The sequence below is a fragment of the Falsigemmobacter intermedius genome (assembly GCF_004054105.1).
Taxonomy (GTDB): Bacteria; Pseudomonadota; Alphaproteobacteria; order Rhodobacterales; family Rhodobacteraceae; genus Wagnerdoeblera; species Wagnerdoeblera intermedia.
In genome coordinates this window covers 1-22,118 of the sequence record NZ_SBLC01000022.1, presented here as the reverse complement: position 1 = coordinate 22,118, position 22,118 = coordinate 1, and the positions used below count along the sequence as shown (strand labels likewise).

General features: G+C 63.4%; 21 protein-coding genes. 3 read left to right on the top strand and 18 right to left on the bottom strand.

Going from position 1 to position 22,118, the window contains the following annotated elements; all coding sequences use genetic code 11:
* Window positions 1-46 precede the first annotated feature (46 nt).
* The 11 genes from tilS to choX all read right to left on the bottom strand — a co-directional run bounded on the left by tilS (window position 47) and on the right by choX (window position 11,224).
* Window positions 47-1,249 carry a tRNA lysidine(34) synthetase TilS gene (gene tilS / locus EP867_RS13930; protein ID WP_164888876.1) on the bottom strand — a complete coding sequence of 401 codons (1,203 nt, stop codon included), beginning with the start codon at window positions 1,247-1,249 and terminating at the stop codon, window positions 47-49.
* 29 nt (window positions 1,250-1,278) lie between these two features.
* A complete protein-coding gene (gene ybgF, locus EP867_RS13925) occupies window positions 1,279-2,100 on the bottom strand; it encodes a tol-pal system protein YbgF (protein ID WP_322099027.1) in 822 nt (273 codons plus the stop codon).
* Window positions 2,100-2,663 (bottom strand): peptidoglycan-associated lipoprotein Pal, encoded by a 564-nt coding sequence (pal, locus tag EP867_RS13920; RefSeq protein WP_128490117.1) that lies wholly within the window; start codon window positions 2,661-2,663, stop codon window positions 2,100-2,102. The genes ybgF and pal overlap by 1 nt, the downstream gene beginning before the upstream one ends.
* Before the next feature lie 114 nt (window positions 2,664-2,777).
* Entirely contained in the window at window positions 2,778-4,115 is a 1,338-nt protein-coding gene (gene tolB, locus EP867_RS13915; protein ID WP_128490116.1) for a Tol-Pal system beta propeller repeat protein TolB, read from the bottom strand.
* A 117-nt stretch (window positions 4,116-4,232) separates the two neighbouring features.
* Window positions 4,233-5,537 (bottom strand): hypothetical protein, encoded by a 1,305-nt coding sequence (locus tag EP867_RS19855; protein WP_164888875.1) that lies wholly within the window; start codon window positions 5,535-5,537, stop codon window positions 4,233-4,235.
* 2 nt (window positions 5,538-5,539) lie between these two features.
* Window positions 5,540-6,019 carry a protein TolR gene (tolR, locus tag EP867_RS13890; RefSeq protein WP_128490090.1) on the bottom strand — a complete coding sequence of 160 codons (480 nt, stop codon included), beginning with the start codon at window positions 6,017-6,019 and terminating at the stop codon, window positions 5,540-5,542.
* Window positions 6,020-6,022: 3 nt separating this feature from the next.
* On the bottom strand, window positions 6,023-6,724 hold the full coding sequence (gene tolQ, locus EP867_RS13885) for a protein TolQ (protein ID WP_128490089.1): 702 nt from the start codon (window positions 6,722-6,724) through the stop codon (window positions 6,023-6,025).
* Window positions 6,725-6,888: 164 nt separating this feature from the next.
* Window positions 6,889-8,283, bottom strand: a complete 1,395-nt coding sequence (locus EP867_RS13880) for a helix-turn-helix domain-containing protein (protein WP_128490088.1) — start codon at window positions 8,281-8,283, stop codon at window positions 6,889-6,891.
* Between the two features lie 47 nt (window positions 8,284-8,330).
* Window positions 8,331-9,353, bottom strand: a complete 1,023-nt coding sequence (gene choV / locus EP867_RS13875; RefSeq protein WP_128490087.1) for a choline ABC transporter ATP-binding protein — start codon at window positions 9,351-9,353, stop codon at window positions 8,331-8,333.
* Complete coding sequence (gene choW, locus EP867_RS13870) at window positions 9,353-10,240, bottom strand: choline ABC transporter permease subunit (protein WP_128490086.1); 888 nt, start codon at window positions 10,238-10,240, stop codon at window positions 9,353-9,355. The genes choV and choW overlap by 1 nt, the downstream gene beginning before the upstream one ends.
* Window positions 10,241-10,297: 57 nt before the next feature.
* A complete protein-coding gene (gene choX, locus EP867_RS13865) occupies window positions 10,298-11,224 on the bottom strand; it encodes a choline ABC transporter substrate-binding protein (RefSeq protein ID WP_128490085.1) in 927 nt (308 codons plus the stop codon).
* Between the two features lie 85 nt (window positions 11,225-11,309).
* On the opposite strand from choX, the gene betI reads away from it, so the two are divergent.
* Entirely contained in the window at window positions 11,310-11,876 is a 567-nt protein-coding gene (gene betI / locus EP867_RS13860; protein WP_128490084.1) for a transcriptional regulator BetI, read from the top strand.
* Window positions 11,877-11,953: 77 nt separating this feature from the next.
* Window positions 11,954-13,168 (top strand): multidrug effflux MFS transporter, encoded by a 1,215-nt coding sequence (locus tag EP867_RS13855; RefSeq protein ID WP_128490083.1) that lies wholly within the window; start codon window positions 11,954-11,956, stop codon window positions 13,166-13,168.
* On the opposite strand, the gene EP867_RS13850 is transcribed toward EP867_RS13855, so the two are convergent.
* The 6 genes from EP867_RS13850 to EP867_RS13825 all read right to left on the bottom strand — a co-directional run bounded on the left by EP867_RS13850 (window position 13,090) and on the right by EP867_RS13825 (window position 20,774).
* A complete protein-coding gene (locus EP867_RS13850; protein WP_128490082.1) occupies window positions 13,090-14,379 on the bottom strand; it encodes a glycosyltransferase in 1,290 nt (429 codons plus the stop codon). The two genes, EP867_RS13855 and EP867_RS13850, sit on opposite strands and share 79 nt — an antisense overlap.
* A 12-nt stretch (window positions 14,380-14,391) precedes the next feature.
* Window positions 14,392-15,981, bottom strand: a complete 1,590-nt coding sequence (locus tag EP867_RS13845) for an ABC transporter ATP-binding protein (RefSeq protein ID WP_128490081.1) — start codon at window positions 15,979-15,981, stop codon at window positions 14,392-14,394.
* Window positions 15,978-17,084: an ABC transporter permease gene (locus EP867_RS13840; RefSeq protein WP_128490080.1), complete on the bottom strand. Its 1,107-nt coding sequence runs from the start codon at window positions 17,082-17,084 to the stop codon at window positions 15,978-15,980. Before EP867_RS13840 ends, EP867_RS13845 begins: the two co-directional genes overlap by 4 nt.
* A gap of 2 nt (window positions 17,085-17,086) precedes the next feature.
* The gene (locus tag EP867_RS13835; RefSeq protein WP_128490079.1) at window positions 17,087-18,223 is read right to left on the bottom strand and encodes a microcin C ABC transporter permease YejB; all 1,137 of its coding nucleotides are present in this window, start codon (window positions 18,221-18,223) and stop codon (window positions 17,087-17,089) included.
* 6 nt (window positions 18,224-18,229) lie between these two features.
* Entirely contained in the window at window positions 18,230-20,086 is a 1,857-nt protein-coding gene (locus EP867_RS13830) for an extracellular solute-binding protein (RefSeq protein ID WP_128490078.1), read from the bottom strand.
* Between the two features lie 160 nt (window positions 20,087-20,246).
* Complete coding sequence (locus EP867_RS13825; RefSeq protein WP_128490077.1) at window positions 20,247-20,774, bottom strand: c-type cytochrome; 528 nt, start codon at window positions 20,772-20,774, stop codon at window positions 20,247-20,249.
* Window positions 20,775-20,893: 119 nt separating this feature from the next.
* Between EP867_RS13825 and EP867_RS13820 the strand changes: the two genes are divergently transcribed.
* A complete protein-coding gene (locus EP867_RS13820) occupies window positions 20,894-21,730 on the top strand; it encodes a prephenate dehydratase (RefSeq protein WP_128490076.1) in 837 nt (278 codons plus the stop codon).
* A 158-nt stretch (window positions 21,731-21,888) separates the two neighbouring features.
* Here the strand turns inward: EP867_RS13820 and EP867_RS13815 are convergent, their stop codons facing one another.
* On the bottom strand, window positions 21,889-22,044 hold the full coding sequence (locus tag EP867_RS13815) for a baeRF12 domain-containing protein (RefSeq protein WP_277749366.1): 156 nt from the start codon (window positions 22,042-22,044) through the stop codon (window positions 21,889-21,891).
* Between the last annotated feature and the right edge of the window lie 74 nt (window positions 22,045-22,118).

The window sequence follows — 22,118 nt, the reverse complement described above, 5'->3', positions numbered from 1 at the left end:
CAAAGCCTGCCCCTTGCGAGTTAAAATAGAGATTAGATCGCAAGGTTCAATGCAGGAACGGCAAAGAGCCGAAGCCTTTGCGCAGAAGAAGCGGGTAATCGGGCTCAGGCCGGGCCAGCGGGGCGGCAATCAGCCGGCCTTCGCACCAGAGCGCCGGTCCCGCCATCAGCGAGTCGCGCGGCAAAGCGGTGAAATCACGCCAGTCCTTCACCTGCGCGATGCCCTCGGCCAGAGGCGCAGTCACCGCGCCTTCGGGCCAGATCCCGCCGATCTGCCAGCGCCCGTCCCACCACTCCCCCGGACCGGCACAGAGGCCCCGCACCGCCTGCACCTCCCGCGCGATCCTTAAAACGCCGTTTCTCTGTGTGATCAGGCAGCCCGCGAGCGTCTGGCGCTGCACCCCGTCACGCAGGCTCTGACGCAGGCGGGCCAGCGCCTCGCGCCGGGGCGCAAACTCCCCTGCCCCGATCAGCCGCAAAGCCGCGATCAACAGGCGGCGCTGCGCCTCATCATCCTCGGGAAGGCGGGCGATCAGCAGATCGGCGCCCTGAAGCTGAACACCTGCCGCCCAATCCGCCTGCAGCTGCCGCTCGGTCCAGGCGCGGGTGTCGCTGAGCGCGCGGGCGCTTTGGCTGATGGCCTTAGCGCTGATCCCGGCGCGGGCCAGATCGTCGAGCAGGCGGCGCATCTTAACGCGGGTATAGCCCTCATCGCTGTTGGAGGGATCTTCTGCCCACGCGATGCCCTGCCTGCGCAGATGTCCGCGCAAAACCTCTCTCGGGATGTCGAGAAAGGGGCGCTGAAACTGCATGCCGTTGCGGAAAAATGCGGGTGCCATGGCGGCCAGACCATCGAGCCCTGCGGCGCGGCCCAGCCGGATCAGAAAGGTTTCTGCGACATCTTCACGGTTATGCGCGATGAGGATCGCAGCAAGCCCCCGCCTTTTTCCCCAGCCCGTCAGCGCCGCATAGCGCCCTGCCCGCGCCTCTGCCGAAAGATTTCCCGCAGGCTCTCCCCGCCGCCAGAGCAGCGTTTCGTGCGCAACGCCGCGGGCGGCACAAAAGTCAGCAACCATCTGCGCTTCCGCAGCCGCCTCCGGCCGCAGGCCGTGATCGACGGTCGCCGCCTCAAGGCGCAGACCCCGGGTCCGGGCCAGCGGAATCGCCAGATCCAGCATGGCCAGCGAATCGCCGCCACCGGAGACGGCAGCGCCCAGAGCCGTCAGGCCCCGGGCGCTAATGTCGTCCATGACCGCCGCAAGGGCAGCCTCAGCCGCCCTTAAGGGCATTGCAGCGCCTGACGCTCGGCATAGGCCTGATCTTCCGCCGGATCACCAGGATAGCGCAGACCAACCTCTGAGAGGGTGATGCAGGCTTCATTCACCTGTCCCAGACGCCCGAGGGCACGGCCAAGACGGAAGAGCGATTGTGCCGCCTGAGGACCCGCCGGATAGGAGGAGAACCCCTCAAGGTAGCTGTGCGCCGCTGCTTTCTGATCGCCCAGACCCTCCAGGGCCTCGCCGCGCAGAAACAGCGCCTCACCGCTTAATTGGCTGTCCGGAAAGGATTGGGCAAAGGTCGCAAGGAGGTCTTCGGCGGTGCGAAAGTCACCCTGACCGAGCACCTCCCGGGCCCGGTCGAGAGTTGCCTGATCGCTTGCTGCAGGCTTCGCTTGGGGGGCCGGAACGGCCGGAGCCGGGGCCGAGGGTTTTTCACCGCCCAGAGGAGCGGAAGAACCGATGGCGGAGACATCGCCGCCTTCAAGCTCGACAATCCGGAATTCCAGATCGCCCAGACGGTTGGTGCCATCGGCGACCACACGGTTGACGCGCAGTTCCAGATCTTCGGTGCGGCCGGTCAGCCGCATCAGCTCCAGCTCGATAGCCTCTAGCCGCTCGAGAATGGTGGCACCGCCCGGGCGCGACACCGCGCCCGTGCTCATCAGTTCGGCCTTCAGCGCGGCCATCTCATCGCCCAGCTGGGTGACCTGCGCGCGGATATCCGCAAGCGTCTCCTGACGCGACTGCGCCGCCCCCGGAAGGGGAGCGAGCAGAACCGCCAGGCTGAAAGCGGCGACAGCGCCGCGCAGAGCCCGCATCATCAGCTGCCTGCGCCAACCGACAGAACGGTCACAGCGCGACGGTTCTGTGCATAGCATGCCTCATCCGAGCAGGCCTGAACCGGACGCTCTTTGCCATAAGAAATGGTGCGAATGCGGTTCGGGGCGACGCCCTGCGAGATCAGGAACTGCTGCGCCGAAGCGGCGCGGCGGGCCCCAAGCGCGATGTTATACTCGCGGGTGCCCTTTTCGTCGGCATGGCCTTCCATGATGATCGCATAAGACGGGTTAGCGTTCAGCCAGCCGGCCTGAGCGGTCAGGATCGAACGGCCCTCGGGCGAGACGGTGTGCTGGTCATAGCCAAAGAGCACGCGGTCACCGACACGCTGCTGGAAATAGGCCTGCGAGCGCGGATCATTCGGATCGCCAAGGCCGGTGCTGTCGATGCCACCGGCGCCAAAGCCACCCTGCCCTGCGCCACCGGCCCCATAGCCACCCGCGCCATAAGCGCCATCCGCGCCGCCCGCACCAAAGCGGTCGGGGTTGTTACAGGCCGCGAGGCCAAGAACGGTCATCAGAAGTGCGGCTTTCGTCAGAATGCGCATGGTCTGTTCCTTATAACGGCCACCCGGCACAGCGGCTTCGGGCCTTTTTAGCATCATCCTGCGCCTCTGGGAAACGCCCGCGCGCAGGAGAGTGAATTTTCGTCTCGCAGAGCCTTACGGCAGCAGCGGCGACCAGGCCGGATCCGACGCCCCGCCCTGCACGCGCACCTGGCGCGGCGGGTTGCGGCCCGTGATATCCACCGAGAAGATCCCCGGCACGCCCGCTTCACCGGCATTCTCGCGGGTGAACATGATCACCCGGCCGTTCGGTGCCCAGGTCGGGCCCTCGTCAAGGAACGAAGCGGTCAGCAGACGCTCTTCCGAGCCGTCGGTGCGCATGACGCCGATATGGAAGCGGCCATCGAGCTGCTTGGTAAAGGCGATCAGATCGCCCCGCGGGCTCCAGACCGGGGTGCCATAACGCCCCTTGCCGGCGGAAATCCGGCGCGGCTCGCCGCCCGAGGCCGACATCACATAGATCTGGCTGCCGCCGGTGCGGTCAGACTCAAAGACGATCTGGCTGCCATCGGGAGAGAAGCTCGGCGCGGTCTCAATGGAAGGCGCCGAGGACAGACGCACGCTCGACCCGGAGGACAGATCCATACGGTAGATGTCGGTATTGCCGCCCTGCGAGGAGGAGAAAACCACCGTGCGGCCATCAGGCGCAAAACGCGGCGCGAAGGTCATCTCGCCAGGAAGATTGCCAAGCGCACGCTGCTGACCCGAAGCCACATCCATCAGAACGATCTGCGGGAAGCCCGAGGCATAGGAGGTGTAGAGGATCCGGTCGCCCTGAGGCGAGAAGCGCGGGGCCAGAACCAGCGAACGGCTGTCCGTCAGGAACTGCTGGTTCGCGCCGTCATAATCGGCCACGGCCAGACGTTTGGCGCGGGCGTTTTTGGGTCCGGATTCCGAGACGAACACAATGCGGCTGTCAAAATAACCGCTTTCGCCGGTGATGCGGGCATAGACGGCATCGGCCACCTTATGCGCCATGCGCCGCCAGCTTTGCGTGGTGCCCGCAAACTGCAGCCCCTCGCCCATCTGCTGGCCCGAAGCCACGTCAAAGAGGCGGAATTTCACCACCAGTTTGCTGCCCTGCACCGAGACAGCCCCGGTAATCAGCGCTTCCGCGTTGATCGCGCGCCAGTCCTGATACTGAACGGCCGAATCAAAGCTCACCACCTGCGAAATATGGGCCGAAGCCGGGATTTCACGGAAAAGTCCGGTCCCGTTCAGGTCCTGCGCCACCAGCGACGAAATATTCGCCGCCATCTCATTCGCACCGCCCTCGCCGATAAAGCGTGGCAGGGCATAGGGAAGCGGCTCAATCACCCCATCGGTGAAGCGCAGATTCAGCTGTGCCTCCGCCGGTGCGGCCCCCAGAAACGGCACGGCCAGCGCGATGCCAAGCATCACCGCCATCAGCCGCTTTGCGACGTTCACGCGCATCACTTTCATATCCCACCCCGGTTGACCCGGCCCTTGTTGATCAGTTCCTGCCCCTTTCAGAATGCAAAGGAAGGGGCAGAGGTTCCAGTCACGTCTTTGCCAGACGGCATTCACAGTCTAGCGCAGCCGCATGGCGTTATAGTCGAACGTCATGTCGATCTGCTGCCACTGCTCATATTTATCTGCCGGAAGCGCACCGTTTTGCGCGCAGCGCATCACAGCCCGGCGTGCGGTTTCATAAGCGGTGCGGTTACCCGCCTCAGAGGGTCCGTTGGCCGAAAGCATCTCAACGCGCTCCACACCCCCATCCGGGCGCATATGGGCGCGCAGTTCGATCACCGAACTCATGGCATCGGTGGAGGCAGAACCCACACCCCAGCACTTCGAGATTTCGCGGTGCAGCGCATCCACCTCACCCGAGGAGAGCGGCGGACCCGAAGCGGCACGCCCTGCCCCGCCGCTACCACTGCCCGAGGGGCGCGAGGCCGTGCGCTCAGGCTTTGCCGCCGCAGCGGCAGCTTTCGCCGCAGCCTCTGCAGCCGCGCTTGCCACGGCATCCGCTGCGGCCTGAGCGGCGGCGGCGGCGATGGCATCTGCGGCCGCATCATTGCGGGCGGGCTTCGGCTGCTCCGCAGGCTTTGCCGCAGGCGTCTCAGCGGCTGCCGTCTCGGTGCGCTCAGGACGGGCGGGGCGACCAGGCGGGCGGCGCGAAGCCTCAGGAGCCATGGTCTTTGGTGCCGCGTCTTCTTCTGCGATTTCAGTGGCTTCCGTCACCGTCCGGGTCGTGGCTTCCTCCGGCGCTGCGGCAGGCTTCGGCGGCTCCGGTTTGACCGGGGCTTCTTCGGCCACGGGCTCAGGCGGCGGGGCCTGGACCTCAGGCGCGCGCTCAGCCTCTGCCGGCGGTTTCGGCGCGGCATCAGCCGCGACGCGCTGAACATCGCGCTGGCGCGGACGCGGGCTTTCCTTCACCGCCTCAATCGGCGGCTCGGGCGCCACAACGGGGGCGGCCTCCTGCGGACGCTCAACCGGCGGGGCTTTGCTCGGCGGGGTCACAACGGGCGGACGGGTCTCTTCAACCGCAGGCGGCTCGGGGCTGACCGGAACCTCTTCGGGAACCGGCGGCGGTGCCTCGGGCTCTGCCTCGGTGACCACGGGCTCGGGCCGGGACTGCGGCGGACGCGAGGCCGGGGGCGCCGCAGTCTCCGGCGGGGCCTCTTCGGCCGGGTCTTCTGCAGGGTCATCCGAGGGCGCAGGCGCAGCAGCGGCCATGGCCTCAAACTCTTCCGAGCTCATCAGCGAGACCTGAGTGACAGTGATCTCAGCTTCGCTCTCGCGAGGCGTATAAAAGCCACCCACCGCCATCCACAGGATGACGAGACTGTGACCTGCAGCCGAGAAAATGAGAGGCTTGCGGCTCTCCATAATCAGCCGCCCGTTGCCCCGAAGCGCGGACCATTGGGATCGGTCACAAGCCCGAGGCTGGTATAGCCCGCCGCCTGCAACGCGCCCATGACTTCCGCCACGCGACCGTAATTCACGCCGTTATCCGCACGGATAAAGAGCTTGTTCGAGCGCCGCTCGGTCATGATCGACTGCAGGCGCGGAATCAGTTCCTCATCGCTGACAGCCGTGGTCTGAATGGTCAGACCGCCGTCCGCGGTGAGCGAGATGGTCAGCGGCTCTTCCTGCTCCGTCGGCATGCTTTGCGCAGCCGTCTTTGGTAACTCGAGCGGAACCCCCACGGTCATCATCGGCGCTGCCACCATAAAGATGATCAGCAGCACCAGCATCACATCCACAAAGGGTGTGACGTTGATCTCAGCCATCGGACGGCTGCCGCCGCCCGAGCGGCGCCCGCGGCGACGTCCGCCGCCACCGCCTTTTTGAACGACACCGCCACCCATGGCTCAGGCCGCCGAATCAAGCTGGCGCGACAGGATGGTCGAGAACTCATCCGCGAAGGCACCGTAATTGCCGGTGATCCGCTCGCTGTCAGCCGAAAGCTTGTTATAGGCCACAACAGCCGGGATTGCGGCGACAAGGCCGATCGCCGTCGCCAGAAGTGCCTCAGCGATACCCGGAGCCACAACCGCGAAATCAGAGGTCTTGGCGATCGCGATTTCCTCAAAGGCGTGTTTGATCCCCCAGACGGTCCCGAAAAGACCGATGAAAGGCGCGGTCGCCCCGGTGGTCGCCAGAACCTGAAGCGAGTGGTTCAGCACGTCTGATTCGCGTGCAATCGCCACATCCATGGCCCGGTCGATCCGCGCCTGTGCACCCGCGATCAGGGCTCCGTCATGGCGGTGGCTGCGGCGCCATTCCGTCATACCGGCAGCAAAGATGCGCTCAGAGGCACCCTGCGGCTCCGGGCCCAGAGCCTCATAAAGCTCATCCAGCGGCTCGCCCGACCAGAAAGCCGCGTCAAACTGCTGCGCCTCAGCGCGGGCTTTGCGATAGAGCATCACTTTCTGGATGATGATCGCCCAGGACCAGATCGACATGCCGATCATCAGAAGCATCACCAGCTTCACGGTCAGGGTGGCACGGGCGAAAAGCGCGATCAGGGAGAAATCAATCTCCTGCGCCATGGCAAGGGCTTCGGTTTCCATCAAAGACTGCTCAACTCTTTTTTGCGGACAGGCCGCTTCGGCGGCGCATTTGCGCCCTTTTTACCTATTTTAAAAGGGGAAAGATAACACAACCGCGTGGGTTCTGCAGAGAGCCGCCGCTTTTCTTGCGGCGGCGCAGCAAAAACATGCCGGTGGCGGTGATTTCAGGGCGCGATCTGATAAGGCAGCACGCCGCGCCGGTCCGGATCGACAACCAGACGGCGCTCCAGCGGCGGGACCGAGCGCTGGTGGCAGTCGGGCCGCTCGCAGATCCGGCAGGAGATTCCGATCGGCTCAAAGCGGCCCGAAAGATCCAGCCCGTCGCAATAGACCACCTGGGCCGCATGGCTGATTTCACAGCCCAGACCAATCGCAAAGCGGCGCACCGGCGCGGCAAAACTTCCGCCCGATTTCGTCACATCGCGGGCGAGCGAGAGATAGCGCACGCCATCCGGCGTCTCAGCCAGCTGGCGCAGAAAGCGGCCCGGCGTCTCAAAAGCCTGATGGACGTTCCAGAGAGGGCAGGCGCCGCCAAAGCGGGCAAACTGCAGCCGCGTGGCGGAATGGCGCTTGGTGATGGTGCCGGCCTGATCGACGCGCACAAAGAAGAAGGGAATGCCCTTCATGCCCGGCCGCTGCAGGGTTGAAAGCCGGTGGGCCACCTGCTCAATCGAGGCCTGAAAGTGATCGGCCAGCCGTTCCAGATCATGGCGCATCTCACGCGCGGCGGTCAGAAAGGCGGTATAGGGCAGATGCGCAGCCCCGGCGAAATAATTCGCAAGACCGATCTTGGCGATGCCCCGCGCCTCGGGGGTCTGAAAGCGGGCAAGATCGAGCATCGCCTCCAGCAGTTCATCCTGGGTCAGCAGCGCCAGCTGATGCAGCAGCTGAAAGCGCCGGGTGGCTTCCGGGGCGCGGGCGGCGATGGTCAGAACGCGGGTTTCAGGATCATAGGCCCGCACCAAAGCGCTGTCGCGGATCTCGAGGGTGATGCCGTGCCGGGCCAGCGCCTGAGCCGCCACGGCAACCAGATCCTGCCCCTCCGCCTCACGGGCAAAACGCTCAGCGGCGCGGTCAACGGCGTCTATGTAGTTGTCGCAGTAGTGAAAAAAGTCACGCACCTCTTCCCAGGGCGAAGGGGTAGCGTGGCGATCCTCGCGCCCCAGAGCCTCATCGAGAGAGGCCAGCCGCTCATGCGCCTGACGATAGGCGCGGTGCAGATCCAGCAGCGCCCGCGCGACCGCCGGCGCGTTGGAGGCCACGAGCCGCAGATCCGCCTGGGCCGGCACGCCGGAGGTGAAAACCGGGTCAGACAGCGCCTCGCGCAGATCCGAATGCAGCCGCTCGGTATCGCCGGTGGTCAGTTCCGTGACGTCGAAACCGAACTCCTGCGCCAGCCGCAGCACAACGCCCGCTGAGACGGGACGGTGATTGTGCTCCATCTGGTTCAGATAGGGCAGAGAGATGCCCAGCTTTTCTGCAAAAGCCTTCTGTGACAGGGCCATACGGCTGCGCATCTCGCGCAGCTTAGCCCCGGCATAGAGTTTCTGAACCGCCATTCCGCCCCCCTTTGCAAATCCCTATGCGGGCTTTGCAAAGCGAAGTCTTAGGCAGCCCGCGCCAGCCTTGCAAGCACAGCCCGGGGGCTGACGGCCCCGATCAGCGCCCCGCCCTGCACCACAGGGACCGGGCTTTCGGCCGCCAAAAGACGATCCATGACTTTGCGGATCGGGGTCGCCCCTTCCAGCGGCACCCCCTCTCCGGCAAGCCCCGGCTCGGCGAGGTCGCGGGCGCAGAGCACATCCAGCGGGTTCATGTGAGAGACGAACTCCGCCACACCCGGAGTTGCCGGTGCGGCCACAATCTCTGCCGCCGTGCCGACCTGCACCAGCCGCCCCCCCTCCATCAGGGCGATGCGGTTGCCCATGCGGAAAGCCTCATCAAGGTCATGACTGACGAAAATCATCGTCCGCTTCAGCCGCGCCTGAAGCGCCAGAAGTTCATCCTGCAACCGGCTTCGGATCAGCGGATCGAGCGCCGAGAACGGCTCATCAAGGAGCAGAAGCGGCGCCTCTGAGGCAAAGGCCCGCGCCAGCCCCACCCGCTGCTGCATACCGCCTGAAAGCTCACTGACTTTGCGATCTGCCCAGTCAGTGAGGCCCACCAGATCCAGCTGCGCGCGCACCTTTTCACGCCGCTCTGCCTCAGGGATGCCCGCAAGCTCCAGGCCGAAGGCCACATTTTCGGTCACGCTGCGCCAGGGCAGCAGGCCAAACTGCTGAAAGACCATCGAGACGCTTTCCCGCCGGATCGCCCGCAGATCGCCCCCGGTGGCGCGGCTGACGGGATGCATTTTTCCCTGATGGCGCAGGCGAACCTCCCCCCGCGCGACCGGCAAAAGCCCGTTCACCGCCCGCAGAAGTGTGGATTTCCCCGAGCCGGAAAGCCCCATCAGAACAAGGATTTCCCCCTCATGCACCGTCAGGCTGACGTCATGCACGCCCACCACCGCCCCGCTGCGGGCTTTGATCTCTTCACGCGACAGGCCCTGATCCATCAGCGCCAGAGCCTCGGTCTCCCGATCGCCGAAGACCACCGAGACGCGGTCAAATTCCACCACCGGTTTCATCATTTCGCTCCTGTGCGCAGCATGCGGTCGAGCACGATGGCCACCACCACGATGATCAGCCCGGCCTCAAAGCCAAGCGCGGTATTGACGGTATTGAGCGCGCGCACCACCGGCACACCAAGGCCATTGGCCCCGACCAGCGCCGCGATCACCACCATGGAAAGCGAGAGCATGATGGTCTGATTGAGACCCGCCATGATCTGCGGCCAGGCCGAGGGCAGTTCCACCTTGCGCAGCTTCTGCCAGGGACTGGCCCCGAAAGCCTCTGCCGCCTCCAGCAGCGCCGGGGGGGTCGAGACCACCCCAAGCCGCGTCAGCCGGATCGGCGCGGGCAGCACGAAGACCACCGTGGCAATAAGCCCCGGCACCATGCCAAGCCCGAAAAAAACAATAGCCGGAATAAGATAGACGAAAGTGGGCAGGGTCTGCATCAGATCCAGGACCGGCGCCATAAAGCGGTAAAGCTTTGGCCGATGCGCCGCTGCGATCCCCAAAGGCACGCCGATCGCCATGCAGACGACACAGGCCGAAAGGATCAGGGTCAGGCTTTCGGCCGTGGCCTTCCAATAGCCCTGGTTAAGGACAAAGAGAAAACCGAGGGCCACCAGCAGGCAGGGTTTCCAACTGCGCTGCAGCGCCCAGGTCAGCGCCACAAAACCCGCGATCACCAGCAGCGGATGAAACTCCGCCGGATAAAGTACCTCATAAGCCCCCGAAAAGGGGCGTGCATCCGGTGGCAGCGTCAGGCAGGCGAGAATCACCGCGATCATGCCTTCCAGGCCGGCGGCGATGGCGTCGAACACCCCCGTCAGATTCTCAGTCATCCAGTCAAAGACCGTCTTGGCGGTCTTACCGACAGGGATTTTCGTTCCGGTGATCCAGTCCATTCCATCCGTTCCCGTCAGCCCTCAGGCGGCGCAGCGCGCCGCCTGAGGCCGGTCGCATCAGTTCAGCGCAGCGGCCACAGCGGCTTTGGCATCGCCGCCGTCTTTGGTGGTCACGCCGTCCAGCCAGGCTTCCCAGGCTGTGGGATTGGCCTTCAGCCAGGCTTTCGCCGCATCACGGCTTTCCGCGCCGTCATTGAGGATCGCGCCCATGATTTCGTTTTCCATACCCAGGGTAAATTCCAGATTTTTCAGGAATTTCCCGGTGTTCGGGCATTCAGCCACATAGCCCTTCCGCGTGGTGGTGTCGACCACGGCGCCGCCGAAATCGGGGCCGAAGTGATCATCACCGCCGGTCAGATAGGTCAGCGCCATATTGGCGTTCATCGGATGCGGCTCCCAGCCCAGGAAGACGATCGGCTTGCCCGACTTCGTCGCCCGCGAGGCCTCCGCCACCATGCCCTGCTCGGAGCTTTCAACGATCTCAAAGCCCTTCAGACCAAAGGCGTCGTTCTCAAGCATGTCCAGGATGATGCGGTTACCGTCATTGCCCGGCTCGATGCCATAGATTTTGCCGTCCAGCGCGTCTTTCTGCTTTGCGATATCCGCGAAATCTTTGATCCCGAGCGCCGCACCCGCCTCATTGGTGGCAAGGGTATATTTCGCGCCGGTCAGATTGGTGCGCACCACGTCAATTTCACCCTTGTCGCGGTAGGGACCGAGATCCGCCTCCATGGTCGGCATCCAGGCGCCGAGAAAGACATCCAGATCGCCCTTGGCAAGGCCCGCAAAAGTCACCGGAAGGGCAAGGACCTTGGTTTCGGTCTCATAGCCAAGCGCCTCGAGAATCACGGCCGCCGAAGCGGTGGTCGCCGCAATATCCGTCCAGCCGGGCTCTGACAGGGTGATCTTATCGCAGCCGGCCGCAAGGACAGGAGCAGAGGTGCCGATCAGGGCGGTGGCGATCAGAAGGCGGCGCAGGATCATAAATTTCTCCGGGTCGTTTTTTTGTTGATTGACGAGTCAATAAAGATGTGGCTATCTAGTCTGGGCGATTCTGCAGGAGATGCCGATGCCCAGGCTCGGGATGGAGCCTATACGAAAGGCTGCACTGATTAAAGCCGCGATCGAAGAGATCGGGGCCTCGTCCACTTTGGACGTAACGGTCAGCCAGATCGCCCGCCGCGCCGGCGTTTCCTCAGCCCTCGCCCATCACTACTTTGGCTCTAAAGAAGAGATCCTTCTGGCCGCCATGCGCGATGTGCTGACGCAGTACGGGCTTGAGATCCGGGCCGCTCTGCTCGGCCTTGAGGATCCGGCCCAAAGGCTGCGGGTGATTTTGCAAACCAGCTTTGGTCCGCAGAACTTTCGCCGTGAGGTGATTTCCGCCTGGCTGACCTTTTGGGTCATGGCGCGGGCCGTGCCCAAGGCCCGCCGCCTCCTGACCATTTATGAGCGTCGCCTGCAGTCTAACCTGCTCTTCTGCCTGCGCCCGCTGACCGGCGCCCGCGCAACGGAACTGGCCGATGCCACCGGCGCTCTGATCGACGGGGTCTATCTGCGCACCGCCCTGAGTGGCGATCTGCCCGATGGTGAGGCGGCGGTCGCGCTGATTGAGAGCATGATTTTTGCCCGCTGAGGCCGGAGCCTTCGCATTTCAGCGCCCCGCCCCTGAGATCCCTCGACAAGCACTGCAGCAGGGCGTAGCGATAAGGCATGACTGAGATTTCTCGCCCGAAAGCGGTTTTTCTGAACCCCCGGACCCCGCCTCATATCGGCACGCTGATCCTCATGGCCGGGGTTTCAGCGGCGACGATGAACATCTTTCTGCCGAACCTCTCGGCGGTGGCAGAGCATTACAATGCCACGCCCGCCCGGGCACAGCTGACCGTCTCGCTCTATCTGGCGGTCAGTGGGGTGATGCAGCTGGTTATCGGGCCGCTGGCCGATCGTTATGGCCGCCGGCCGATCCTGCTGATCAGCGCGGTGATCTTCATTCTCGCCTCAGTGGCAGCCTCCTTTGCTCCGACCATGGGGACATTCCTTTTTTGCCGGATGCTGCAGGCGGTGATCGCCTCAGCCATCGTGCTCAGCCGGGCGATTGTGCGCGATATGGTGCCCGCAGATCAGGCCGCCTCGATGATCGGTTATGTGACCATGGCGATGTCGCTGGTGCCGATGCTGGCGCCGACCTTTGGCGGGCTTCTGGGGGAGACCTTCGGCTGGCAGGCGAGCCTTCATGCGCTGTCGCTGCTGGGCTGTCTGGTGCTGTTTCTGGTCTGGCGCGATCTCGGAGAGACGCTGCAGGTGCGACAGGCCACCATGGGCGCGCAGCTGCGGGCCTATCCGGTGCTGCTGAAATCAGGCCGCTTCTGGGGCTATGCGGTGGCGGCTGCCGCCACCTCCGGGGCATTTTTCTGCTTCATGGGCGGTGCGCCGATCATCGGCAGCCGGGTCTATCACCTGGAGCCTTCAACCCTCGGGCTTTACATGGCCGCTCCTGGCATCGGCTATCTGGTGGGGAATTTCCTCTCCGGCCGGCTGTCGGGAAAAGTCGGCATACTGAAAATGGTGGTGACCGGCAATATGATCACCCTGGCCGGGGTGTCGGTCATGGTGATCACCTCGCTCATCGGGATCCACTCACCTTTGACGATCTTTGGCCTGATGCCGCTGGTCGGACTTGGCAACGGCCTGGCCCTGCCCTCGGCTTCGGCGGGCATGATGTCCGTGCGCGCCGACCTGATCGGCTCGGCTTCGGGGCTGGGGGCGGCGCTGACCATCGGGGGCGGTGCAGCACTTTCGGCGCTGGCCGGGGTGGTTCTGACCGGGGCGACCTCTCCCCTGCCGCTTCAACTGGTGATGCTGGGATCAGCGCTGATCGGTGTGGTGGCGCTCCTCTCGCTGCGCGGTGCGCGCGGCAGAGTCTGACCTTCGACAAAGCTGACGATCTGCGGCAGGCAGCGCCGCTGCAGATCGTAAGTCGCAACCATATACGCCCGCGCTGCACGCCGCAGCGGCACCTGGGCCGCCGGATCGGCCAGCGCCTCTGTCAAAGCAGCGCTCCAGCCGGGCACGTCGAAGAAATCGACCAGCCGGCCCGTGACACCATCGGTCAGAAATTCCCGCACCGGCGCCGTGTCTGACGCCACCACCATGGCCCCGGCGGCCATGGCCTCGGCCATCGACCAGCTGAGCACGAAGGGATAGGTCAGATAGGCATGCACCCGCGTCACCTGCATCAGTCGCAGGAAATCCGCATAGGGCAGCTTGCCGGTGAAATGCACTCGCGACAGATCAAGGCGCCCTTCAAGTTCCTGTAAAATAACATCTTTCCAACTGCCGTTGGGCGGCGGCGGACCATAGGATGTGCCCTCACCACCCACGATGACCACCCGCGCCCCAGGCCGCGCCGCCAGCACCGCAGGCAGGGCACGGGCGAAAATATGCCAGCCGCGATAGGGCTCAAGGTTGCGATTCACAAAACTCAGCACCTCATCCCCGGCACGAAGCACCGTGCCATCGGGTAAAGTGAGCGTGGCCACCGGATCGGGACGAACCAGATCCGTGTTCACGCCGTCAAAGATGACCTCAACCCGGTCGCGCAGCGCGGGCGGCACGGTCGAGGCCTGCCACTGCGTCGGAGAGAGCGCCGCATCTGCCCCCATGAGCGCGATCACCAGATGCGTGCGGCGCGCCTCTGTCACGATCGCGCGTTCAAAATCCGGCCGCGTCTCAAACTCCGGATCAAATCCGGTATCCGCCCCTTCCGCCTGATAAAAGAACTCCGCATAGACCAGCAGCCGCGCCTGAGGCCAGACGGTTTTCAGAAACAGGGTTTCGCCCCAGCCGGAGTGACCAAAGATCACATCGGGCACAAACCCATGCCGGTCGCGCAGCGCCCGCGCGGCGCGGGCCACCGCCACGCCGCGATCGGAGGCTTCTGTATAGGCCCGCCCCAACCGGCAGGCCGCAGGATCCGCCGGTTCAGACGGGGCACGATAGCGCGCAACCGGGACCGGTGAAGGGCGGGTATTGGCGGCATCGGTCAGCGCCAGGACCTGATGGCCGCGGCGCTGCAATTCCGGCGCGAGGTGCAGGAACTGGCCGGGGAAGTTCTGATGAACAAACAGAATTTTCACCCGGCGCCCCCTTCAGCCCAGAGCGGCAGCGATCAGGGCGCGGGTATACTCCGTCGAGGGACGCTCAAAGATATCCTCGGCACTGCCCTCTTCGACGACATCCCCTGCCCGCATGACCATGATGCGATGCGACATGGCCCGCACCACCCGAAGATCGTGGCTGATGAACAGATAGGCCAGACCGTAGCGCGCCTGCAGATTGCGCAGCAGATCGACAATCTGCACCTGCACCGTCATATCAAGGGCCGAAGTCGGCTCATCCAGCACCAGCACCGAGGGGCGAAGCACCATGGCGCGGGCAATGGCGATCCGCTGCCGCTGGCCGCCCGAAAATTCATGCGGATACCGGCTTGCCATGGCGGGGTCGAGACCGACCTCACCCAGGATCTCTGCCACCACCTCATCGGCCCCGCGCCCGTCGGGCGTGCCATGAACGCCAAGACCCTCAGCGATAATCTGACCCACGGTCATACGCGGCGAGAGACTGCCGAAGGGATCCTGAAACACGATCTGCATCTGCCGCCGCAGCGGGCGCAGCGCATCCTCCGACAGCCCCTGGATTTCGCGGCCGAGGACCACAATCGGGCCTTCCGACCGCGTCAGCCGCAGGATCGCCAGAGCAAGGGTGGTTTTCCCGGACCCCGATTCCCCCACAATACCAAGCGTTTCGCCGGCATGAAGCCGCAGGCTTGCGGCATTGACCGCCTTTACGTGGCCGACCGTGCGGCGCAAAAAGCCTTTGGTGATCGGGAACCAGACGCGAAGCCCCTCTGTCGAGAGAACTTCGGCGGCCTCAGCCGTCAGCGGCGCGGGCCTGCCCGAAGGCTCCGCCGCCAGGAGTTTCTGCGTATAGGGGTGCTGCGGGCGGGACATCACCTCAGCGGCGGGCCCCTGCTCTACAATCACGCCCTTTTCCATCACGCAGACCCGGTCAGCAATGCGGCGCACCACGTTCAGATCGTGGGTGATGAAGAGCATGCTTAACCCTTCAGCGCGCTTCAGATCGGCCAGAAGGTCCAGAATCTGCGCCTGAATCGTCACATCCAGCGCCGTGGTCGGCTCATCGGCGATCAGCAGCTCAGGCCCGTTGGCCAGGGCCATGGCGATCATGACGCGCTGGCGCTGCCCCCCCGACAGCTGATGCGGATAGGCGCTCAGGCGGCCTTCAGGATCGCGGATACCCACCCGGGTCAGCAGCTCCAGCACCCTTGCCCTTGCCGCCTCGCCGCGCAGCCCCTGATGCAGGGCCAGGGCCTCACCGATCTGCCGCTCGATGGTGTGCAGCGGGTTCAGAGAGGTCATCGGCTCCTGGAAAATAAAGCTGATCTCATTCCCGCGCAGTTTGCGCAGCACCTCAGGCGAGGCACCCGCCATCTCAGCGCCCCGCCAGCGGATCGAGCCGTCAACCGTCGCGCTGTCCGGCAAAAGCCCGACCGCGGCCAGCGAACTGACCGATTTCCCCGAGCCGGATTCGCCGACGAGGGCCACGGTTTCACCCCGGCCCACCGCGAAGCTGACGCCGCGCACGGCCTGAACGATGCGTCCATCCTGACGGAAGGAGACGGTCAGGTTTTCGATCTGCAGAAGCGGCGCATCCGTCATCGGAAAGTCTTTCGGGGATCAAACGCATCGCGCACGCCTTCAAAAATGAACACCAGAAGGCTGAGCATGAGGGCGAAAGTAAAAAATGCGGTAAACGCGAGCCAGGGGGCCTGAAGATTCTGCTTGGCCTGCAGGGTCAGCTCCCCAAGGCTGGGGGCCGAGGCCGGAAGGCCAAAGCCCAGAAAATCCAGACCGGCCAGACCGGCAATCGTGCCTGTGACCACAAAGGGCAGCATGGTGACCGTGGCAACCATGGCATTCGGGAGCACATGGCGGAACATGATGGTGCGGTCGCGCACGCCCAAAGCCCGCGCCGCGCGGACATATTCAAAGTTCCGCGCCCGCAGAAACTCTGCCCGCACCACCCCCACAAGGGCCGTCCAGCCAAAGAGGGTCATCAGACCGGCCAGAAGCCAGAAGTTCATCGGCCAGATCGCTGCCACAATAATGATGATGTAAAGCGAGGGGACCGAGCCCCAAAGCTCGATCACCCGCTGGAAGATCAGATCCAGCCAGCCGCCGAAATAGCCCTGCACAGCCCCCGCCGCGATCCCGAGAACAGAGGTCGCCAGCGTCACCACCAGGGCAAAGGCCACGCTGAGGCGGAAGCCATAAATTACCCTGGCCAGAACATCACGGGCCGTGTTGTCGGTGCCAAGCCAGTGCTGGCCATCCGGCGCCGAAGGAGCCGGTTTTCCCAGATCTGAAATGGTGTTGTAGCTGAAGGGGATCGGCGGCCAGATCGCCCAGCCCGGCTCAACCGGCTGGCCGTCAATGCTGCCGGTTTTCGCCGCCTCCAGAGCCTCCTCAGGCGCATCAAGGCAAAGCTCTGCCCCGCCGGTGGCGATCAGGCACTGCACCTCCGGGTCGCGCCAGACGGCCTCGGTGGCGAAATCGCCACCGAAATCGCGCTCAGAGTAAAAGGTGGCGATCGGCACGCGGTATTCGCCGCGGAACTTCACCAGCAGCGGTTTGTCATTGGCGATGACTTCCGCAAAGAGCGAAAGGAGGAACAGCCCGGAAAACAGGATCAGCGACCAGAAGGCCCGGCGGTTCGCCTTGAAATTGCGCCAGCGGCGCTGGTTCAGGGGGGACAGTGCCATGATTACCCCCGGCTCTCAAAGTCGATGCGCGGATCCACCCAGACATACATCAGATCCGAGAGAATCCCGACCACCAGCCCGATCAGACCAAAGACGAAAAGCGTGCCGAAAATCACCGGATAATCCCGCGCCACTGCCGCTTCAAAGCCCATCCGCCCCAGACCATCGAGCGAAAAGATCGTCTCAATAATCAGCGAAGCACCAAAGAAGACTGAGAGAAACAACCCCGGAAAGCCCGCAATCACGATCAGCATGGCATTGCGAAAGACATGACCATAAAGCACGCGGCTTTCCGTCAGCCCCTTGGCGCGGGCAGTCATGACATATTGCTTCCGCATCTCATCAAGGAATGAGTTTTTCGTCAGAAGCGTCAGGGTGGCAAAGCTTGCGATCAGCGAGGACAGCACAGGAAGCGTGATGTGCCACAGATAATCTTTGATTTTCCCAAAGACACTCAGGCTCTCCCAGTTATCAGAGGTCAGCCCCCTGAGCGGGAACCACTGATAATAAGAGCCCCCTGCAAAGACCACGATCAGCAGAATGGCAAAGAGAAAGCCGGGAATCGCATAGGCCATGATGATGATACCGGAGGTCCAGGTATCAAAGGCCGTGCCGTCTTTCACCGACTTGCGGATGCCCAGCGGGATCGAGACCAGATAGGCAATCAGCGTTGACCAGAGGCCAAGGCTGATCGAGACCGGCATTTTCTCCAGCACCAGATCCACCACTGAAATCGAGCGGAAATAGCTTTCACCAAAATCGAAGCTGGCGTAACGCCCCATCATGATAAAGAAGCGCTCCCACATCGGGATCGCCTCTTTCACGCAGGAACTGGCTGAAGGATCTTCCGCCGTTGGTCCGCAGACCATCCGCGCAAAGCCGAACTGCACTTCCAGCTTATCAAGAAACTCCGGCGGCAAACCGCGCGCGCCCTGATAGCCCGAGCCCTCTGCCCCGGCAGCAGGCGCATCGCCGCCGCCTGCGATATTGCGGAAGACATCGCCCTGCCCCTCAAGCCGTGCGGTGATCTGATCGATCGGACCGCCCGGCACCAGCTGGGTCAGGAAAAAGTTGATCAGCATGATCCCGAAGAGCGTCGGGATCACCAGCGCCAGACGACGTAACAGATAACCGGCCATTGATCCTTACCGCAGCACGCCGGCAGCCTTCACGGCCGCCGCCTTTTCCTCATCATACCACCAGAAGTCGAGTTCGCCACGCGAGAAGGGCGGCAGGACTTCGGGATGGCCGAAGAGATCGTAATAGGCGACGGTGTGATCGGCTTTGAACCACTGCGGAACCCAGAAATATTCGCGCCGCAGCACACGGTCGAGGGCGCGGGTGCGGGTCTCCATCTCTTCGCGCGTGGTCGCGGCGATCACCTGCTCAATCAGGCGGTCAGCGGCTTTGCTCTTCAGCCCCATCAGGTTGAAGGCCGAAACATCCGCCGTTTCAGAGCCGAAGAACTGTTTCAGCTCGGCACCGGGGATCAGCGAGGCGCGGGCATTGCCGACCACCATGTCAAAGTCATAGGCCGGGGGCCGTTCACGTGCCTCAAGCTGGGCGTTATCGATGCGGGTCATGGTCGCATCGATTCCCGCACGGCGCAGGTTTTCAACGTAAGGAAGAATCACCCGATCAAAGGTCTGGCTGTCGTTGAGGATCTCAAGCTTCAGGGTCTCGCCCTTCGCATTGCGCCGGATGCCATCTGCCCCGGCCACCCAGCCTGCCTCTTCCAGCAGCGCTGAGGCCCTGCGCAGATTGCCGCGATCAAGCTGCCGCTCACCCGAGACCGGCGCCATCACCGCCTCTTCGGTCAGGATCGCTTCCGGCAACAGCCCTTCGTCAACCAGCGGCTTCAGAACCGCCACTTCCTCCGGACCAGGCACGCCGGTCGCTTCGAGCACTGAGTTTTCCCAGACCGAATTTACCCGCTCATAAAGCCCGTAAAACAGCGTCTCATTGGACCATTCGAAGTTGAACATCAGGCCGATCGCCTGGCGCACGCGCGGGTCCTGGAACTTCTCACGCCGCAGGTTGATCAGGAACCCCTGCCCCGAGGCCTTGGTCCCCGAGGGCAACTGCACCTTTTTCACCGCGCCCGAGGTCACCGCCGGGAAGTCATAGCCCGTGGCCCAGGTGATCGAAGAGGCCTCATCGCGGAAGGTGTAGTTTCCGGCCTTAAAGCCCTCAAAAGCGGCGTTGTAATCGGCGTAATATTCGATGCGGATGCGGTCAAAGTTGCCGCGCCCTTTATTGATCGGCAGCTCCCCACCCCAATAGTCGGGATTTCGCTTATAGGTCAGGGTCTTGCCCATCTCCATCCGGTCAAGAACATAAGGCCCCGAGCCGAGGAAGGGTGTCGTGCTCCCCTCCTCAAGATCGCCGCCCGAAGCCTCATACTGCGCTTTCGACAGCACCGGCAGACCGCCCACGGTCTGCGGCAGATCGCGCGTCGGGAAGCCCGCCTTGAACGTGAATTTCACCCGATGCGGGCCCAGCACTTCGACCCCTTCCACCTGCTGCGCCAGCACGGTGCGGAAATCCGTTAATCCTTTGGTCAGGAAAAGCTCATACGAAAAAGCGACATCCTCTGCGGTCAGCGGGCTTCCGTCTGAGAATTTCGCCCCCTCGCGCAGATTGAAGATCACCCATTCGCGGCCGGGGGGATATTCGAGGTTCTCACAAAGCAGGCAATAGGCCGACCCGGTCTCATCGGCCACATCGGTCAGCAGAGATTCGTAAAACACCGAAGACAGCGCCCCGGCGCGGCCTTTGACCGAATAGGGGTTCATCGAATCAAAGCCGCCGAACGACCAGACCGAGATCTCGCCCCCCTTGGGGGCATCGGGGTTTACATACTCCAGATGGGGAAAATCCGCCGGATACTTCAGGTCGCCGAAAGTCGAGATCCCATGGCTGACCAGCACCTCAGCCCTGAGCGGCAGCGTCGAGAGCAAAAGCCCCGCCAGAACAAGTGATCCCCGCCGGAAGATGCCCATTCGCGCTGCTCCTGATCTTATGCCTTTGCAGCGACCCTATCCTCTGGCGGTAAGGGTTCTCAAGCAGCGATTGCAGAAGCGCCGGACACAAATGCGAAAGCAAAACGCCGCCTCTGTTGCAGAGGCGGCGTCTTTGGGAAATCCCGATGTGTGGGGGCGATCAGCCGCCGGTCACGGTCGAGAGATATTTGATCAGGTTTGCGCGCTCTTCGGCTTTCGGCAGACCGGCAAAGGACATTTTGTTGCCCGGCGCATAGCCTTTCGGGCTGGCCAGGAACTTGTCGAGGTTTTCCGGCGACCACGGCTCTGCGGACATGCCTTTGAGCGCGTCCGAATAGTTGAAGCCGCCGACCGAGGCTTTCAGGCGGTCCACAACACCATCGAGGTGCGGGCCGGTGCCGTTGCTGCCGTCCAGCTTGTGGCAGGCGCGGCATTTCGCAAAGACTTTCTCACCGGCTGCCGGATCAGCAGCGGCATAGAGATCTGCAAAGGCCGGGCCTTCTTCAGCAGCTTCCGCCGGTTCATCTGCGCCGGTGTCGATCTTATAACCCTGCACGAGTTCATCCGCGCCGTGCTTTGCACCGCCGGTGGTATACAGTGCAGATGCGGCCCAGCTTCCCAGAAGGAACACCAGAAGCGACCCGCAAAGCGCACCGCCGGCCTTGGTCACTGTCATCGTGTCAAACATTCTGGCTTCTCCGCTTGGCTTTCCCTTGAAGGGCCTATACCCGCTTCCCCCCTCCTGTTTCAAGGTGTAGACGCGCAGAGGGCCGGAGGCTTGACGAAATTTTGGCAGGGATGACACGAATGAGCGGGCGGATAGCATTTCAGGGTGAACTCGGGGCCTATTCTCACGAGGCCTGCCGCCGCGCGCGTCCGGGGATGGAAGTGCTCCCCTGTCATACGTTTCAGGATGCGATTGACGCAGTGCGCCGCGGCGATGCCGATCTGGCCATGCTGCCGGTGGAGAACTCTACCTATGGTCGCGTCGCCGATATGCACAGCCTGCTGCCCGAAAGCGGCCTCTTCATCATTGATGAGGCCTTTGTGCGGGTAGAGATCGCGCTCTCGGCCCTGCCGGGGACCAAACTCTCTGAGATCCGCCAGGCCATGAGCCATACGGTGCTGCTGGGCCAGTGCCGCAAATTCCTGCGCGAGCATAACATCTCAACCATCACCGGCTTTGACACCGCAGGCTCGGCCAAGGCCGTGGCCGCCCAGACCGACCGCAGCCTTGCAGCGCTGTCGCCGGCTCTGGCCGCAGAGCTTTATGGCCTCGAGATCCTTGCCAGCGGCATTGAAGATCAGTCCAACAACACCACCCGCTTCGTGGTGATGTCGCCTGAGCGTGACCTGAGCCGTCGCGGTTCGGGCAAAATGATGACGACCTTCATCTTTCAGGTCCGCAACATTCCCGCCGCGCTTTACAAAGCCATGGGTGGTTTTGCGACCAATGGCGTGAACATGACGCGTCTGGAAAGCTATATGGTTGGCGGCAATTTCACCGCCACCGCTTTCCTTGCCGATATTGAGGGCCATCCCGACGACCCCAATGTCGCCCGCGCCCTGGAAGAAATCCGCTATTTCGCAAGCCGCTTCGAAGTGCTGGGCGTATATCCGGCGAACCGACCCACCGCCGGTTAAGGCAAAGGCGCGCGCTGCGATAAAGAAGACAGCACCCCGTCGGACCTCCAGGGTCCGGCGGGGTTTTCGCATTCCGACAGGGCCGCGACCCGATACTTACAAATGCAAACACCCGGACCTCAGAGATCCGGGTGCCCGCAGATTGTCAGATCCTGGCCTCAGGCCGCCGAGATGGCCTTTTCGATCTCATCTTCGCTGGCGCCGGTCAGCACCTTGTCGATCTCACCGACCAGCACATCCTGCAGCTTTGTGTGATAGCTGCGGCGCATCTCACCCAGACTGCGCGGGGCGGCGATGATCAGCAGGCTCTCGATCCGGCCGTCCAGGAGCTATGCGGGATTTTGGGTGATACGGCCTGATCAAGCGGCGCGATTTTCGGCGACGCTGG

Bases quoted from the DNA above. Each gene is read 5' to 3' on its own strand.
- pal (WP_128490117.1), bottom strand. From the start codon at position 2,663: ATGCGCATTCTGACGAAAGCCGCACTTCTGATGACCGTTCTTGGCCTC.
- tilS (WP_164888876.1), bottom strand. From the start codon at position 1,249: ATGGACGACATTAGCGCCCGGGGCCTGACGGCTCTGGGCGCTGCCGTC.
- betI (WP_128490084.1), top strand. From the start codon at position 11,310: ATGCCCAGGCTCGGGATGGAGCCTATACGAAAGGCTGCACTGATTAAA.
- EP867_RS13855 (WP_128490083.1), top strand. From the start codon at position 11,954: ATGACTGAGATTTCTCGCCCGAAAGCGGTTTTTCTGAACCCCCGGACC.
- EP867_RS19855 (WP_164888875.1), bottom strand. From the start codon at position 5,537: ATGGAGAGCCGCAAGCCTCTCATTTTCTCGGCTGCAGGTCACAGTCTC.
- choW (WP_128490086.1), bottom strand. From the start codon at position 10,240: ATGGACTGGATCACCGGAACGAAAATCCCTGTCGGTAAGACCGCCAAG.
- choX (WP_128490085.1), bottom strand. From the start codon at position 11,224: ATGATCCTGCGCCGCCTTCTGATCGCCACCGCCCTGATCGGCACCTCT.
- tolB (WP_128490116.1), bottom strand. From the start codon at position 4,115: ATGCGCGTGAACGTCGCAAAGCGGCTGATGGCGGTGATGCTTGGCATC.
- ybgF (WP_322099027.1), bottom strand. From the start codon at position 2,100: ATGATGCGGGCTCTGCGCGGCGCTGTCGCCGCTTTCAGCCTGGCGGTT.
- EP867_RS13880 (WP_128490088.1), bottom strand. From the start codon at position 8,283: ATGGCGGTTCAGAAACTCTATGCCGGGGCTAAGCTGCGCGAGATGCGC.
- EP867_RS13830 (WP_128490078.1), bottom strand. From the start codon at position 20,086: ATGGGCATCTTCCGGCGGGGATCACTTGTTCTGGCGGGGCTTTTGCTC.
- EP867_RS13835 (WP_128490079.1), bottom strand. From the start codon at position 18,223: ATGGCCGGTTATCTGTTACGTCGTCTGGCGCTGGTGATCCCGACGCTC.
- EP867_RS13840 (WP_128490080.1), bottom strand. From the start codon at position 17,084: ATGGCACTGTCCCCCCTGAACCAGCGCCGCTGGCGCAATTTCAAGGCG.
- choV (WP_128490087.1), bottom strand. From the start codon at position 9,353: ATGAAACCGGTGGTGGAATTTGACCGCGTCTCGGTGGTCTTCGGCGAT.
- EP867_RS13825 (WP_128490077.1), bottom strand. From the start codon at position 20,774: ATGTTTGACACGATGACAGTGACCAAGGCCGGCGGTGCGCTTTGCGGG.
- tolR (WP_128490090.1), bottom strand. From the start codon at position 6,019: ATGGGTGGCGGTGTCGTTCAAAAAGGCGGTGGCGGCGGACGTCGCCGC.
- EP867_RS13820 (WP_128490076.1), top strand. From the start codon at position 20,894: ATGAGCGGGCGGATAGCATTTCAGGGTGAACTCGGGGCCTATTCTCAC.
- tolQ (WP_128490089.1), bottom strand. From the start codon at position 6,724: ATGGAAACCGAAGCCCTTGCCATGGCGCAGGAGATTGATTTCTCCCTG.
- EP867_RS13845 (WP_128490081.1), bottom strand. From the start codon at position 15,981: ATGACGGATGCGCCGCTTCTGCAGATCGAAAACCTGACCGTCTCCTTC.